Genomic DNA, 15,850 nt, shown 5'->3' with positions numbered 1-15,850 from the left:
CTTTGACTTAGCAAGGTATTTAGCGATTAGCGTAAACTGATTAGGTACTAAGTACCAATCAATTTTAATGCTTTGTATCTTGATCTTTGTAGGCAAGACGTATAAAAAAATTAGAAATTGAGCATAAGCTCAACGAGGAATATATATATGACAAAGCAAGTATTTAAAACTACTTTTGCTGGTAAAGACTTGGTAGTTGAAACAGGTCAAGTGGCAAAACAGGCAAACGGCAGCGTAGTGGTGCGCTATGGTGAAAGCACTGTTTTGACAGCAGCCGTCATGTCAAAGAAAATGGCGACTGGTGATTTCTTCCCACTTCAAGTCAATTATGAAGAAAAGATGTATGCAGCTGGGAAATACCCTGGTGGATTTAACAAGCGTGAAGGTCGTCCTTCGACAGATGCGACTTTGACAGCTCGCTTGATTGACCGTCCAATTCGTCCGATGTTTGCGGACGGTTTCCGCAATGAGGTGCAGGTTATCAATACGGTTCTTTCTTATGATGCAGATGCTTCAGCACCTATGGCAGCCATGTTTGGTTCATCTCTTGCTTTATCAATCTCAGACATTCCTTTTAACGGTCCAATTGCTGGTGTGCAGGTTGGCTATGTCAATGGAGAATTGATTATCAATCCAAGTCAAGAGCAAAAAGAAGCTTCTTTACTGGAATTAACTGTTGCAGGAACCAAAGAAGCAATTAACATGGTTGAGTCTGGTGCCAAAGAATTGTCAGAAGAGCTGATGTTGGAAGCCCTTCTGAAAGGTCACGAAGCAGTTAAGGAATTGATTGCTTTCCAAGAAGAAATCGTGGCAGTAGTTGGAAAAGAAAAAGCAGAAGTTGAGCTTCTTCGTGTGGATGAAGAATTGCAAACAGAAATTGTAGCAGGCTATAATGCCGATCTTCAAAAAGCCGTTCAGGTAGAAGAAAAATTAGCTCGTGAAGCCGCAACGCAAGCTGTTAAAGACGAAGTTATAGCCCTTTACGAAGAAAAATATGCTGAGCATGAAGAATTTGACCGCATCATGCGTGATGTGGCTGAAATTTTAGAGCAAATGGAGCATGCAGAAGTACGTCGCTTGATTACTGAAGACAAAGTCCGTCCAGACGGTCGTAAGGTAGATGAGATTCGTCCATTGGATGCTGAAATTGACTATCTACCACGTGTGCATGGTTCTGGTCTCTTTACTCGTGGGCAAACTCAGGCTTTATCTGTTTTGACCTTGGCACCAATGGGCGAAACACAAATCGTTGACGGTTTGGATCCAGAATACAAGAAACGCTTTATGCACCACTACAACTTTCCACAATACTCTGTAGGAGAAACGGGTCGTTATGGTGCACCAGGTCGTCGTGAAATCGGTCATGGAGCACTTGGTGAACGTGCACTTGCGCAAGTTCTCCCTAGTCTAGAAGATTTCCCTTATGCAATCCGTTTGGTAGCAGAAGTTCTTGAGTCAAATGGTTCCTCTTCACAGGCCTCGATTTGTGCTGGGACACTTGCTCTCATGGCCGGTGGGGTACCAATTAAAGCACCTGTAGCCGGAATTGCTATGGGGCTCATTTCAGATGGTAGCAATTACACGATTTTAACAGATATTCAAGGCTTAGAAGATCATTTCGGAGATATGGATTTCAAGGTGGCTGGTACACGTGAAGGAATTACTGCTCTTCAAATGGATATCAAGATTGAAGGAATTACTGCTGAAATCTTGCAAGAAGCATTGGCTCAAGCTAAAAAAGCACGTTTTGAAATTTTAGATTTGATTGAACGTACAATTCCAGCTCCTCGTCCAGAACTCGCTCCAACCGCTCCAAAAATTGATACCATCAAGATTGATGTTGATAAAATTAAGATTGTCATCGGTAAAGGCGGTGAAACGATTGACAAGATTATCGCAGAAACAGGTGTCAAGATTGACATTGACGAAGAAGGAAATGTTTCTATTTACTCTAGCGATCAAGATGCGATTAACCGTGCCAAAGAAATCATTGCAGCTCTTGTGCGTGAAGCAAAAGTAGATGAAGTGTATCATGCCAAAGTGGTTCGGATTGAGAAATTCGGTGCTTTTGTCAATCTCTTTGACAAGACAGATGCCTTGGTGCACATCTCAGAAATGGCTTGGACGCGTACTAATAAGGTTGAAGATTTGGTACAACTTGGTGATGAAGTAGATGTCAAAGTTATTAAGATTGATGAAAAAGGTCGTGTGGACGCTTCTATGAAAGCTCTTCTACCACGTCCTCCTAAAGAAGAGAAAGCAAAAAAACATCATCATAAAACACATAAAGAGCATAAAGCTGTTCAAGAAGAAAAGGCGCAAGACTAGACAGGTTGCTAAGTATTTGCCTTCAGTCTAAAGCTAGAAAGGAGTCATCATGGGTTGGTGGAAAGAGACGATAGCGATTGTGAAAGAAAATGATCCGGCAGCTCGCTCCTCACTTGAGGTGCTGTTGACTTATCCTGGGATTAAGGCTTTGGCTGCTCACCGACTTTCTCACTTTCTGTGGGATCATGGATGTAAACTTTTAGCTCGGATGCATAGCCAATTTTGGCGCTTTTGGACTCAGATTGAGATTCATCCGGGGGCACAGATTGCTTCAGGTGTCTTTATTGACCACGGGAGTGGTTTAGTGATTGGCGAGACGGCCATTGTAGAAAAAGGAGTGATGCTCTATCATGGTGTCACTCTTGGAGGAACAGGGAAAGATTGTGGGAAACGTCATCCGACGGTTCGTCAAGGTGCGCTTATTTCAGCTCATGCGCAGCTAATTGGTCCGATTGAAATTGGTGAAAATGCCAAAGTCGGAGCGGGTGCGGTTGTGGTAGCAGACGTGCCAAGTGATGTGACTGTTGTTGGGATTCCAGCTAAAATTGTCCGAGTTCACGGGCAAAAAGATGCTCCAACGATCAAGAATTTAGAAGAAATCCGCGAAGAAAGTTATTATTCGTCTAAGCTGTAGATACTATTCCTAAAGAATAAAAATGCTTTTTCAAAAAGTCGTTTTTCACCTAACAGAAAGAATGAAGTTAGAATATGATCAAAATTTATGATACTATGACCCGCAGTCTGCGTAAATTTGTCCCTCTGGAAGAGGGCAAGGTCAGGATGTATGTCTGCGGGCCGACCGTTTATAACTATATCCATGTCGGCAATGCTCGCTCAACAGTAGCTTTTGACACGGTTCGGCGCTATTTTGAGTATCGTGGGTATGAGGTGGCTTACATATCCAATTTCACCGATGTAGATGATAAAATTATCAATCGAGCTAAGGAAGAGGGGATCACACCTCAGGAAGTGGCAGACAAGTACATTGCTGCTTTTCGGGAAGATGTGACGGCGCTGGGGGTTCAACCAGCGACCCAGCACCCGCGCGTGGTGGATTATATGACGGACATCATTGATTTTGTACAGGTCTTGGTGGACAAAGGGTTTGCCTATGAGTCAGAGGGGGATATTTACTTCCGAGTTGAAAAGTCCTCTAATTACGCTAAGTTAGCTAATAAAACCCTAGCAGACTTAGAGCTTGGAGCTTCTGGTCGGACAGATGAAGAAACGGCCCGCAAGGAAAATCCAGTTGACTTTGCTCTTTGGAAGGCTGCTAAGCCCGGTGAAATCTTCTGGGATAGCCCTTGGGGACCTGGTCGTCCAGGCTGGCATATCGAATGTTCCGTCATGGCGACAGAAATTCTGGGAGATACGATTGATATTCACGGCGGTGGAGCCGATTTAGAATTTCCGCACCATACTAATGAAATTGCTCAATCAGAAGCTAAAACTGGAAAGACTTTTGCCAACTACTGGATGCACAATGGCTTTGTCAATATTGATGATGTCAAGATGTCTAAGTCTCTAGGTAACTTTATAACGGTTCACGATGCCCTTAAAACCATTGACGGACAAGTCTTGCGTTTCTTTTTTGCGACTCAGCACTACCGCAAGCCTATCAATTTTACAGAAAAAGCCGTTCACGATGCGGAAGTGAATTTGAAATATCTGAAAAATACTTACGAGCAACCCTTTACGGGAACGGTTGACCTGATACAATTGCAGGTTTTTCTGGATAAATTCACCACTGCTATGGATGAAGATTTCAATGCAGCAAATGGCATTACAGTCGTTTTCGAACTAGCTAAGTGGATTAATTCCGGTCATTACAATCAAGAGGTGAAAAGCGCTTTTGCTGAGCTTCTGCAAGTTTTTGGTATTGTCTTTACAGAAGAGGTACTGGATGCGGATATTGAAGCCTTGATTGAGCAGCGCCAAGCTGCGCGTGTTGCTAAGGACTTTGCAACAGCTGATAAAATCCGTGATGAATTGGCAGCTAAAGGGATCAAGCTTTTAGATACCAAGGACGGAGTGAGGTGGATCCGTGATTGATGTCAATCTTATAAATGGTATTGCCTTGGCTTTTGAAGGCGATGCTATCTACTCAACTTATATCCGTCGTCACTTGATTTTCCAAGGCTTGACAAAACCGAACCAGCTTCACAGAGAAGCAACCAAGTATGTGTCAGCTCGTGCGCAAGCTAACCTCATTTCTCAAATGTTGGAAGAAAAAATTCTGACAGAAAAGGAAGAAGACATTTATAAGCGTGGACGCAATGCTAATAGCCATACTAAAGCTAAAAACGCAGATATTGTAACCTATCGCATGTCGACAGGTTTTGAAGCCGTTCTGGGATATTTACACATGACCGATCAAATCAAGCGTTTAGAAGAGCTGATTGATTGGTGTATTGTGAGAGTGGAGGGCGCACATCATGACAAAAACTGATCTTTTAGAATGGTTCCCTCAAGGGAGGCTTCAATCCAATCCAAATGCAAAAGAGGATGAAGTGGCAATTCCCATTTCAAGTAATCAATGGTTGTTATTAAAAAAAAGCAGTCTGACAGAGCGAGAGCAAGAACTTATTTCTTTACTGACTGGGAAAGACTCTGCATTTGATGGTGGACCTTGGTATGATTATTTGGTTCATAACCGTGGCAAAATGCCTCAAAACGTTCAAAAGCTACAGTTCGTCCATTGTCATTTATTCCATTATGAAAAGGAAACGATTGGGTCTTGGTTGGAAATGATGCGAACCATACTGCCCAATAGAATAGCAGATTTTCAGCTGTCCTCTCAGGATTACATCTTTGTGCTGGATCAAACGCAATTAGTCCCTGTAAAAGATGTTCTCCGTGATACTTTATCGGCTATCGAATATGACTTTAGCTTAACTCTGACGATTCAAATCGGGCAAATTTGGCCTCTAATTTTTGAAGAAAGTTATCCAGAACTTTTTCAAGCGGAAAATGCTCTTTTTGTCAAATGGTGGGAGCAGGTTCAACATTCCAATGTGCATTCTTTTTCCCACCTCTTTTTGTGGGGGATTGGTCAAAAGGATTTCATATTGCCAATTTTAACGAAGAAACTTCATCAATTGATTGAAAGTCAGGATCAGCTCGTTGATATTATTGCAGCTTTGTGGGAAAACACGGCAGTTGTGACAAAAGCTGCCCAGCAGTTGTATATTCATCGGAACACCTTACAGTATCACATTGATAAATGGGAAGAACTGACGGGCTTACAGCTAAAAGACCTGACAGATTTGACCCTGTGTTACCATATTGTCATCAATGATTTAGTGTAATGTTTTGTGCATCCTGCACAAAACATTTTTTTTATTTTGTTCACTTTGCCATAGGATAATGAAGCGTTTTCATATATAATAAAATCATAATAACAAAGGAGTTCTATTTTATGGTAGAATTAAATTTAAAAAATATTTACAAAAAATATCCAAACAGCGAACACTACTCTGTAGAAGATTTCAACTTGAATATTAAAGATAAAGAATTTATCGTTTTCGTAGGTCCTTCAGGATGTGGGAAATCTACTACGCTTCGTATGATTGCTGGTCTTGAAGACATCACGGAAGGTGAATGTTCAATTGACGGACGCGTGGTGAACGATGTGGCACCAAAAGACCGTGATATTGCTATGGTTTTCCAGAACTATGCTTTGTATCCACACATGACCGTGCATGACAATATGGCTTTTGGTTTGAAACTTCGTAAATACAGCAAGGATGATATTGAAAAACGTGTAAATGAAGCAGCAGAGATTCTTGGCTTGAAAGAATTTTTAGATCGTAAACCTGCAGACCTTTCTGGTGGGCAACGTCAACGTGTAGCGATGGGACGTGCTATTGTTCGTGATGCAAAAGTATTTCTTATGGATGAACCGCTTTCTAACTTGGATGCTAAATTGCGGGTATCTATGCGGGCAGAAATTGCTAAAATCCACCGTCGTATTGGGGCAACCACTATCTATGTTACCCATGACCAAACAGAAGCAATGACCTTGGCTGACCGTATCGTTATCATGTCTGCAACGAAAAACCCTTCAGGAACGGGTACAATCGGACGTGTAGAACAAATCGGTACACCACAAGAAGTTTACAAAAATCCAGTCAATAAATTTGTCGCAGGATTCATTGGTAGCCCAGCGATGAACTTCATCAATGTTACCTTGAAAGGTGATGAAATCGTCGCACAAGACCTTTCTCTGAAAGTACCAGAAGGTGCCTTGAAGGTACTTCGTGAAAAAGGCTATGAAGGCAAGAAACTCATTTTTGGTATTCGTCCAGAAGACATCAATACAGAAGCTGCTTTCCTTGAAACATTCCCAGACTCAGTAGTTCATGCTAAAATCTCTGTATCTGAATTGCTTGGCTCTGAATCCCACTTGTATTGCCAAGTTGCAGACAATGAATTTATTGCCAAAGTAGATGCTCGCGATTACCTCAAAGCTGGAGCAGGCATTGACCTTGGTTTTGACTTGAACAAAGCACACTTCTTTGATCCAGAAACGGAAAAGACAGTTTACTAATTTACAACGCCTCTAGAATAAATTAATAAGAAAATGCAGGATGCCTTGTTTTATGCAAGACTCCTGCGTTTTTTTATAGAAGTTAACTATAAGGTGATTTATAAATAAGAAGAAGCATTTTAAAATTTATGTTATACTAAAGCTATGGAAAATAACGATATTGTCTACGGTGTACATGCTGTGACGGAAGCTCTCATGGCCAATACTGGGAATAAACTCTATATTCAAGATGACCTACGTGGGAAAAATGTTGCTAAGATGAAAGATTTGGCAGCAGAAAAAAAGGTTTCTATTTCTTGGACAAGCAAAAAAACACTGCAAGAAATGACAGACGGTGCCGTTCATCAAGGTTTTGTCTTGCGCGTTTCGGAATTTGCCTATACAGACTTTGAAGCGATGTTAAAAATGGCAGAGCGAGAAGAGAATCCTCTGCTGCTCATTTTAGATGGTCTAACAGATCCACATAATTTGGGCTCGATTCTGCGGACAGCTGACGCGACAAATGTTACAGGCGTCATTATTCCTAAGCATCGGGCGGTTGGTGTTACGCCGGTCGTCGCAAAGACCTCTACTGGTGCGGTGGAGCATATTCCCATTGCTCGTGTGACCAATCTCAGCCAAGCTCTGGATAAACTAAAACATGCAGGTTTTTGGATTTTTGGCACAGATATGAATGGCACCCTTTCGACTAAGTGGAATACGGCAGGTAAACTGGCTCTGATTATCGGCAATGAAGGCAAGGGCATTTCTGCTAATATTAAAAAGCAAGTTGATGAAATGATTACCATTCCTATGAATGGACATGTGCAGAGCCTTAACGCTAGTGTGGCGGCGGCTATTCTCATGTATGAAGTATTTAGAAATCGCCTATGAAACGGAAAATTTTATTAGTAGATGGCTACAATATGGTAGCATTTTGGCAGGAGACTCGTTCTCTCTTTAACAAAGGGGAATTAGACGCAGCACGAACTATTCTACTCAATAGACTCAGTAATTACGCTAGTTTTGAAAAGCTAGAAATTATCTGTGTGTTTGATGCTCAGTATATGCCGGGAGTTCGCCAGACTTATGATGAATTCAATGTTACGGTTGTGTTCACTGAGGAAGAAGAAACAGCAGACGATTACATTGAACGTTTAGCAGCTGAACTCAACACCCCTATAAATCAAGTATCTGTGGCAACGAGCGACTTAAATGAGCAATGGACTGTTTTCGCACAAGGGGCTTTACGTGTATCGGCTCGTGAACTAGAAAAGCGAGTAGCTGTTACAAAGTCGGATCTGAATCAAATGAGCCAACAGCTTCAAATGGGAAAACCACCTTTGCGTCCTATGGACAATCCAACCTTGCGCGATTTACAGAAAATGATGGAGAAAAAGAAAGATGGCTTTTAAAATTTTAACGGATTCAACCGCAGACCTTCCAGAAAGCTGGGCTTTGGGAAATGATGTTCAAATCCTTGGTTTGACTATTCAGTTGGACAGAATAACCTATGAAACAGTCGGAGAGAAGAAGCTAACGAGTGAGCAGCTCCTCTCTAAAATGGAAGCAGGGAGTCAGCCAACAACCAGCCAAATCAATGTCGGTCAGTTTGAAGATATATTTCGTGGTTACGCTGAAATCGGTATGCCAGTTCTTTATATTGCGTTTGCTTCAGTCTTGTCAGGAACTTATCAGAGTGCGGTTATGGCACGGGATATGGTTTTGGAAGATTTTCCAGAAGCGGTTATCCGGATTATTGATACCAAGGCGGCATCTATGGGAGAAGGTATTCTGGTGATGAAAGCGGTGGAAGCGAAAGCTGCCGGTCAAAGTTTGGAACAAGTAGTAGCCTTAATAAAATCTTTAGTGCCAAAAGTGAAAACGTATTTTCTAGTAGATGACCTAAATCACCTCATGCGAGGCGGACGAATTTCAAAGACCGCAGCTCTTATGGGAAGTTTAGTCAATATTAAGCCGATTATTGCTGTGAAAGCCGATGGTAGGCTGGATTCTGTGGCTAAAGTTCGCGGAAAGAAAAAGGCCCATGCTGAAGTGGTGCGCATGACCTTGGAAGGCATTTCTGATCCACGCGTGGTGATTGCTTATGCTGGAGCAGACAGCCAAGAGGTGGCTCAAGTCTTAAAAGAGCAACTTCTTATGTCAGAGCAAGTCAATGAAGTTTTAATTTTACCATTAGGACCAGTCATTTCCACTCACACAGGTCCTGGAACTTTGGGACTATTCAGTATTGCCCATGAAAATCAAGATTAAGCGAAATGAAACCGTTCTTTCATAAATAATTTATCAAATATATTGACTTTTACCCCTAAAATTTGGTATGATAGTAAACGGTATTGTTTACCCCATTTGTAGGGCCCCGGAACCTTCCAATAACTTGCGGACCGGAACATCCGCCTTGTAAACAAAAACGATATTCATATAGGAGAAATCATGAACAAAACAACATACATGGCTAAGCCAGGTGAAGTTGAACGTAAATGGTACGTGGTAGACGCTACTGATGTACCTCTTGGACGCCTTTCTGCCGTTGTAGCAAGCGTACTTCGTGGAAAAAATAAACCAACTTTCACACCTCACACTGATACAGGTGACTTTGTGATCGTTATCAATGCTGAAAAAGTAAAATTAACTGGTAAAAAAGCAACTGATAAAGTCTACTACACACACTCAATGTATCCAGGTGGATTGAAATCAATCACTGCTGGTGAACTCCGTTCTAAAAATGCTGTTCGTTTGATTGAGAAATCAGTTAAAGGTATGCTTCCACACAATACTCTTGGCCGTGCTCAAGGTATGAAATTGAAAGTATTCGTAGGCGCTGAACACACGCACGCTGCACAACAACCAGAAGTTCTTGATATTTCAGGACTTATCTAAGGAAAGGAACAAATAAGCTATGTCACAAGCACAATATGCAGGTACTGGACGTCGTAAAAACGCTGTTGCACGCGTTCGCCTTGTTCCAGGAACTGGTAAAATTACTGTAAACAAAAAAGATGTTGAAGAATATATCCCACATGCGGATCTTCGCCTTGTCATCAACCAACCATTCGCAGTTACTTCAACTGTTGGTCAATACGATGTTCTCGTAAACGTTCTCGGTGGTGGCTACGCTGGTCAAGCAGGAGCTATCCGTCACGGTATCGCCCGTGCCCTCCTCCAAGTAGACCCAGACTTCCGCGACTCACTCAAACGCGCTGGTCTCCTTACACGTGATGCCCGTATGGTAGAACGTAAGAAACCAGGTCTTAAGAAAGCTCGTAAAGCTTCACAATTCTCAAAACGTTAAGAACAGCTTTACAGCAACGATTACAGACACTCAATGTTTACCTCATTGGGTGTTTTTTCGTGCACTTTTTGAAAAACTCACCTCAAAATTCACCTTATTTTTACCTTATTTATTTTTGAGCTCTCTGTAAGCAGTTTCGCCAGCACTAAGTGGAACAACATTTGAAGTATTAACATAAATCTTTGTTGTACTCAAATCACTATGTGTCAAAGCTTCTGAAATGGATTCCAGAGACATTCCTGCCTTCTTAGCTAAAGTAGCACCAGTATGCCTTAACATGTGAGGAGTGGCATGTCTAAGATTTTTATGGCGACGTTCTACAGATTTCATCTTGTTATTAAGGTAATCTGCATGCAGAGGGCTATTCACATTGCCTTTAGTGTCAATATAAGTAAAGACATATTGTTCTGGAGTTTGAATGATACCAAATTTTGCTAATTCTGCTTTTTGTTGAATTTTCCATTGATATAAGAGAACAGTTAACTCTTGAGGAATAGTAAAAATTGTTTTCTTTTCTCCTTTAGTAGACTTAGGCTTCTTATATTTATCCAAGGCTTGAATTAAACCAATTTCAGATATATCTAAGGAGATATGTTTCCACTGTAAAGCATAGCTTTCCGATTTACGGTCGTTTAAGATAAAAGTTGTAAAAAATAAAACATAGTCTTTAAGCGACAATTTTTTGTTTTCTAGGTCCTCTTGGAACATTTCAAACCATTCCCGTAACTCACTTAAAGTAAGGTATAAATCTTCATCACGCTTAGCTTCTTGTAATTTGATTTTTTTAGTAGCCTTAATACGACTGATTGTTTTAGATAGGCGATTCATTTCAATATATTCTAATTCCTCTGCCCAGTCAAAAATAGAATTAACATAACTACGTATGACCTTGAAATTGGCATATTCATTTGCTTTAGCAGTCATCAAATTTAAAACAACCGTTTTATTCTGATTTAAAAATTTAATGGAATAATTTCCAAATATTGGTAAAATATGTAATCTAAAAACAGTTTCTGTATTGTTAACTGTTGGAAGAGTGGGTGGTTTATTTGTTGAAGTCGTTTGACCTGCTTTATAGGCTTCCCACCAGACATTATGATAAAAATCTTTGAAGAGAATATCGCCATTGATTGCTTGATGTGGTAATGCACCCCCTTTTTGGATAGTGTTAATATCTAGTAAAATTTGTAATTCAGCTTCTTTAGCCTCCTTTTTTGTTTTAAAACGCTTATCGTAGTAATGTCCTGAAATTCCCAAAGAAGGTCTAGCTTCTGTTGGAACATAGAGTTTTAAACGATAAGAACCATTTGAAGTTTTTGTAATTGTCATAGTAATCTCCTTTTTACTGAGCTAGAAAATTACCCTGACTTTATTATAATGAAATCAAAAGTGATTTTCCAGTTGTATCATCCATCTACGGATACTATCTTTATCAAATCGAATTGTTTTTCCAATCCGAATATGTGGCATTCCCTTTCTTATCCAGATATCCAGCGTGTTATTTGAAATTCCCAGATACTGACAGGTCTGCTTTTTATTTAAAAAAGGACTAATTTGTCCTGAATCTTCTTTAACGGTTTCAATCTCATTTTTAATAAGATTTGCAACAAAAAGTTGAATTTCTTTTGTTTGTTCTTCTGGTAAAATAACTTGCATAGTTTCCCCCCCCCTTTAGGCAATAAAAAAAGCAAGAGCTATAAAGCCCTTACCTTAAGGAGATTATGAAAAAGAAAAGTTTTAGCATTATTTATAATATAATCGTATAATCTTAATTTTCTCTTAAAAATTTTTCAAATCTCTGTTGGTCATTTTCTGTTAACTTTCCGATTAAGCGAACTTGAACAAGTTCTACGTCTAAATCATAAAGTTGAACGGTATCAATCCAAGATGGTTTCACTAATCCTGCCTCTTCCCATTCTTTTATTTCAAAGTATTTTGAACGGATATAAGATGATTTACGGGAATACTGACTAGTGATACGGTAGGTTCTGATAACTTCTTCATTATTTGCAATGACTAGAGCAGGACGTCTTTTAGCTCCTGTCCCATCACTAAAAGCGATAGTTGCTACCAGAATATCATATGGGTTATAGTTGTCCATGTCTTTCCTCGTATTCTGGATAGTCTTCATCAAAGAAATCTGCGATTGCTTCTGGATTAGAAGCAGTCACTTTGATAACATTTGAGTTTGCCAAAGCTAGTCTTTCTAAAGGATTATCAGAAATAGCATGGACTTGTTTTCTTAAATCAAATGGCAATCCATTCACCTCCTTTGATTTTTGTAAGAACATCACGAAAGCGTCACCTACAGAAGTTCCTAAGGATTTGTATAGTACCGATACTTCATCTAGTAATTCTGAATCTACTCGCTTTTGAAACATTTTTTTAGTCATACAATCACCTCTTTTGTACTTCAATTGTACGACAAATGTAGTTTTTTGTCAAATTTTTACTTCCCAATCGCGTATGTAAATTGGTTAGCTGTTGCTTTATCAAATGTGCGGTAAGAAACAACTCCAAGTCCTTTGGCGTTGGCTTCTGAAATGAGAATAGACCCGTCTGATTTGACCTGCTCCACAAAGGCAACATGCCCGTATGTTGGGTCTGCGCCAGCTTGACCAGGAGAGAAGCTAAGAGCGCTATGTTCAGTTGGTGTATGTGTGGTTTGGTAGCCTGCTTTCTGCTTCCAATCCCCACCATTGCCCATATAAGGGTCAAAGTTAACGCCTACCTCTTTGGCTCGGTTATAGACAAACCATGTACATTGTCCCCAAGGATAAGTTGCAGAAGTATAGTTAGAAGTGTTGATTGCCTTTGTAAGGCTATATCCAGCAGGCACTCCATCAGAAGTTACGCCTCCACCGTCTCGTGTTTTGGCATTAGTTGTATCACCTGTTAAAGTGTCTTTGAAGAGGTTATACCATTTTCTCGCATTCTTCTTCAGGTCACTAGCTTTGGTTTGACCGTCTGATAAAGCGACCCCTTCATAATGTTCTGACCAATAAAGGGCTGCCTCTTCAGGGTCAGTCGCTTTTTGCATTTCTGTTTTGACTTTGCTATAAGAGCCGTTTAGCTCTGTAGACAAGAGGTCTAGTTCAATATCAGAATCTAATTTCTTTTGTTTTGCCTTTGACCAGCGATTGCCATTGATAGTAGAAGACCAACCCGACCATTGGAAATAACCAGCTACGCCACCACCTGTATTGACGGCTTTAGGGTCAAAGCCACTTTCGCGCTCTGCAACCGCTAAACTTCCAGAAGCTCCTGCGATAGTAAATTGTTCTTGTGAGAGTTCATAGTTGAGAATTTTGATGACATCACTAGCTCGTTCTTCTGAAATATTAGCTTTTTGAGCCACCTCTTTAGCGGTTAGTTTCGTTTGTAGTCCTTTGGCTTGTCCATTAGAAGACGCACTACCCGCAAAAGCTCCCATGATAATGACGACTAAAAACAAAGGTAAAAACAGAGCACTTAAAGCACTAACAATTACTAGTTTTTTCTTCATCTTCCCTCCTAAGTTTTCACATAGACTGTCATCATCACTGTTTCAAATCGCCATTGAGCCGTCAAAATAAGAGGATTTTCTTTGATAGTTGCCAACAATTGCTCTTTCTCAGCCTCTTTTACTGAAAATAAAAGGAGAAAGTCAATAGAAGGCTTTCTCCTTTCATAGGCAAGGGCAACCGCATTGTTCACCGTCTGTTCAAAACCTCTTTTAGAATAAATGCGTGTATTCATTATTCCTTTCCTCCTCTCAATCGTGCTAATTCCTCTATTATCTGATGTTTACGGTTGATATTGACTTTTAATTTATCGTCTTTTGGCAAGGTTTTACGATAGTTCCTGATAAAGGCATTTGAACCTTGCGCTTGGTATAATGCTTCATCATCTTTATAAGGTTCTAATTCCTTTTCAAGTTTATTGATGTGATGTTTTTGTCTCCAAGAGAGGCGATTTTGACGGCGCTCTTCAAACTCTTTCTGTTCTCTGCTTTGCTTTGTATCCATTAGCGGGGAAGGTTCTGTGTCAAAAGGTTGAACGCTTGTGTCTTCTTCCTGAATAGCAGATTCAAAAGTCTCCATTGGCATATCTGGCTCTTGAAATGGTGTTGTTACCTCGTCGGGAACGCCTGTTTCTTCAAAGGAAGAAGTAGCGGGTGTTTCCTCCTCGTCATTTTCTGAAGGTGTTGAACTTTCTGTTTTTTCTGAAGTCGGATGGGGATTTGAAAAAAGAGTTTTCATCTGTTTACCAGCATTCATGAAGAGTCCAGCCCCAAATCCTGCTCCTGCAAGGAAAAAGTTTCCGGATGTTTGAGCCATTTCAAAGGCGTTAGTGGCTTTTGCCGGCAGCTGCTTTACAGTTTCCTGTCCATTTGTCACGGTTTCTTTGACTTTGGTATTTACCTCATCAAACGTAATCTTAGCTCGTGAACCGAGTAACAATTCAATCAATTCTCCTTTGTATTTCCAAAGCAACCAATAAATCACGCCTTTAGCACAAACAGAGACGATTAGTTTAAAAAGAGCGCTAAAAGTAGACAAGGAAGAAAAATCTCCAATAACCTTATCAAAGCCACTACTTACTAAGTTTTCAATGATTTTTTCAAGGTAAAGTAAAGCCAAAGTTAACAGGCTTGTAATGGCTGGAAAGGCAAGGCCACCAAACATCACCTTAAAAACTCCAAAAAGAATATCTTGCATTTTGGGAATAAAGGAAACCAAAAGGGCAATAGGGAAAAGAAGAATCATGATAAGGACAAGGGCTTGTGCAAGGACATTGAGCAACTGAATTAAGACAATAGGAATGGCAATGACAATCGCTTCTACCATTTTAAAAAGGATATAGAAGAACTTGACAGGGATATAGTCAGGAATGGCTGATACCCAACGGTTATGTTCATTATCATCACCTGCTCCATTTCCTATTTCTAAATATTTATTCCTATCAGCGGTAGAAACGGCTTTAAACTTGCCTGATTTATCCAAGCTTCCTAGAACCTTTGAATCGTCAAACGGTGCTTCTTTTCCTGTTTGACGGTCTTTGTATTTCCCGTTTTCTTGTCCTGTATTGACAAAGAGATAGGCTTTATAAGAGGTTTCTGCGATATAAGAATCAGCGATAGAAGCCCCTATTTTTAAAGCCTGATTTTTTCCGTAGGAGACGGAGACATTAGAAATGTGATGAATCGTAGTACTAGCGATATTGTCTACTGTATTGAGCAGATACAGTCCGCCAGAAGTTCCAGCAACTGTCCCAAACCAACCAAAGCCTAAAAAGAGAACTAGAAGGACATGAAGCAATCTTTGAGAGAAATTGCCTTTAGAAATGAGGAACTGATAAAAGAGATAAAAAGCTAGGCAAAGGAGAAGCAAAAAGACTAATGAAGATTGAGCCACACCAGAAGGAGCTCCTGTAAAGCCTCGCCAAATGGATTGAGCCCCATTAAAGACATATTGCTTGTAAGTGTCGTAAAGACGGACATTTTCTAAAATCCGAATCATCAGGGAGAAGAAACCAACAATGAGGTTAAGGAGGAAAAAGGGGAAGTTGACAAAGATTTCGTTGAACATCACCCAAACACCGCTGAAATCTCCAAAGCCAGTTTTCATCATGTAGGATTTTAAAGAAAAAATATCCATGCCTTTTAATTTTTCAAATGCTTCTTGCACAAGCTCACCTCC

The 15,850-nt window shown here is 40.3% G+C and carries 18 protein-coding genes; 11 read left to right on the top strand and 7 right to left on the bottom strand.

Annotated elements, in window-relative coordinates:
• The first annotated feature begins 147 nt into the window (after nt 1-147).
• From pnp to rpsI, 11 genes are all read left to right on the top strand, one after another.
• Nucleotides 148-2,328, top strand: coding sequence for a polyribonucleotide nucleotidyltransferase (gene pnp, locus EL087_RS07635; protein WP_126407800.1), 2,181 nt, complete (start codon nt 148-150; stop codon nt 2,326-2,328).
• A 49-nt stretch (nt 2,329-2,377) separates the two neighbouring features.
• A complete protein-coding gene (gene cysE / locus EL087_RS07630) occupies nt 2,378-2,962 on the top strand; it encodes a serine O-acetyltransferase (protein ID WP_126407798.1) in 585 nt (194 codons plus the stop codon).
• 74 nt (nt 2,963-3,036) lie between these two features.
• Nucleotides 3,037-4,380, top strand: a complete 1,344-nt coding sequence (cysS, locus tag EL087_RS07625; protein WP_126407796.1) for a cysteine--tRNA ligase — start codon at nt 3,037-3,039, stop codon at nt 4,378-4,380.
• Nucleotides 4,373-4,777: a Mini-ribonuclease 3 gene (locus EL087_RS07620; RefSeq protein ID WP_003026238.1), complete on the top strand. Its 405-nt coding sequence runs from the start codon at nt 4,373-4,375 to the stop codon at nt 4,775-4,777. The genes cysS and EL087_RS07620 overlap by 8 nt, the downstream gene beginning before the upstream one ends.
• Nucleotides 4,764-5,636, top strand: coding sequence for a helix-turn-helix domain-containing protein (locus EL087_RS07615; protein ID WP_125396076.1), 873 nt, complete (start codon nt 4,764-4,766; stop codon nt 5,634-5,636). The genes EL087_RS07620 and EL087_RS07615 overlap by 14 nt, the downstream gene beginning before the upstream one ends.
• A 110-nt stretch (nt 5,637-5,746) precedes the next feature.
• Nucleotides 5,747-6,877 carry an ABC transporter ATP-binding protein gene (locus tag EL087_RS07610; protein ID WP_126407794.1) on the top strand — a complete coding sequence of 377 codons (1,131 nt, stop codon included), beginning with the start codon at nt 5,747-5,749 and terminating at the stop codon, nt 6,875-6,877.
• 144 nt (nt 6,878-7,021) lie between these two features.
• Nucleotides 7,022-7,750 (top strand): 23S rRNA (guanosine(2251)-2'-O)-methyltransferase RlmB, encoded by a 729-nt coding sequence (rlmB, locus tag EL087_RS07605; protein WP_126407792.1) that lies wholly within the window; start codon nt 7,022-7,024, stop codon nt 7,748-7,750.
• A complete protein-coding gene (locus tag EL087_RS07600; RefSeq protein WP_126407790.1) occupies nt 7,747-8,271 on the top strand; it encodes an NYN domain-containing protein in 525 nt (174 codons plus the stop codon). Before rlmB ends, EL087_RS07600 begins: the two co-directional genes overlap by 4 nt.
• On the top strand, nt 8,261-9,130 hold the full coding sequence (locus EL087_RS07595) for a DegV family protein (RefSeq protein ID WP_126407788.1): 870 nt from the start codon (nt 8,261-8,263) through the stop codon (nt 9,128-9,130). Before EL087_RS07600 ends, EL087_RS07595 begins: the two co-directional genes overlap by 11 nt.
• A 180-nt stretch (nt 9,131-9,310) precedes the next feature.
• The gene (rplM, locus tag EL087_RS07590) at nt 9,311-9,757 is read left to right on the top strand and encodes a 50S ribosomal protein L13 (RefSeq protein ID WP_003026230.1); all 447 of its coding nucleotides are present in this window, start codon (nt 9,311-9,313) and stop codon (nt 9,755-9,757) included.
• Nucleotides 9,758-9,776: 19 nt separating this feature from the next.
• Entirely contained in the window at nt 9,777-10,169 is a 393-nt protein-coding gene (rpsI, locus tag EL087_RS07585; protein WP_003035124.1) for a 30S ribosomal protein S9, read from the top strand.
• Nucleotides 10,170-10,274: 105 nt separating this feature from the next.
• Here rpsI and EL087_RS07580 read toward each other — a convergent pair whose 3' ends face one another.
• The 7 genes from EL087_RS07580 to EL087_RS07550 all read right to left on the bottom strand — a co-directional run bounded on the left by EL087_RS07580 (nt 10,275) and on the right by EL087_RS07550 (nt 15,838).
• Entirely contained in the window at nt 10,275-11,498 is a 1,224-nt protein-coding gene (locus tag EL087_RS07580; protein ID WP_126407786.1) for a site-specific integrase, read from the bottom strand.
• Between the two features lie 54 nt (nt 11,499-11,552).
• The gene (locus EL087_RS07575; RefSeq protein ID WP_004224179.1) at nt 11,553-11,825 is read right to left on the bottom strand and encodes a helix-turn-helix domain-containing protein; all 273 of its coding nucleotides are present in this window, start codon (nt 11,823-11,825) and stop codon (nt 11,553-11,555) included.
• Nucleotides 11,826-11,937: 112 nt separating this feature from the next.
• Nucleotides 11,938-12,270: a type II toxin-antitoxin system PemK/MazF family toxin gene (locus EL087_RS07570; protein WP_002299685.1), complete on the bottom strand. Its 333-nt coding sequence runs from the start codon at nt 12,268-12,270 to the stop codon at nt 11,938-11,940.
• Nucleotides 12,257-12,562: a hypothetical protein gene (locus EL087_RS07565; RefSeq protein ID WP_000162871.1), complete on the bottom strand. Its 306-nt coding sequence runs from the start codon at nt 12,560-12,562 to the stop codon at nt 12,257-12,259. The genes EL087_RS07570 and EL087_RS07565 overlap by 14 nt, the downstream gene beginning before the upstream one ends.
• Nucleotides 12,563-12,618: 56 nt before the next feature.
• Nucleotides 12,619-13,674, bottom strand: a complete 1,056-nt coding sequence (locus tag EL087_RS07560) for a phage tail tip lysozyme (RefSeq protein WP_126407784.1) — start codon at nt 13,672-13,674, stop codon at nt 12,619-12,621.
• A gap of 8 nt (nt 13,675-13,682) precedes the next feature.
• The gene (locus EL087_RS07555; protein ID WP_003034616.1) at nt 13,683-13,910 is read right to left on the bottom strand and encodes a hypothetical protein; all 228 of its coding nucleotides are present in this window, start codon (nt 13,908-13,910) and stop codon (nt 13,683-13,685) included.
• Nucleotides 13,907-15,838 carry a conjugal transfer protein gene (locus tag EL087_RS07550; RefSeq protein ID WP_126407782.1) on the bottom strand — a complete coding sequence of 644 codons (1,932 nt, stop codon included), beginning with the start codon at nt 15,836-15,838 and terminating at the stop codon, nt 13,907-13,909. The genes EL087_RS07555 and EL087_RS07550 overlap by 4 nt, the downstream gene beginning before the upstream one ends.
• Between the last annotated feature and the right edge of the window lie 12 nt (nt 15,839-15,850).

The organism is Streptococcus milleri, from assembly GCF_900636525.1.
GTDB classification, from domain to species: domain Bacteria; phylum Bacillota; class Bacilli; order Lactobacillales; family Streptococcaceae; genus Streptococcus; species Streptococcus hominis.
Note: the sequence above shows the minus strand (reverse complement) of the source record. Positions and strands in the feature narration are given on the sequence as shown.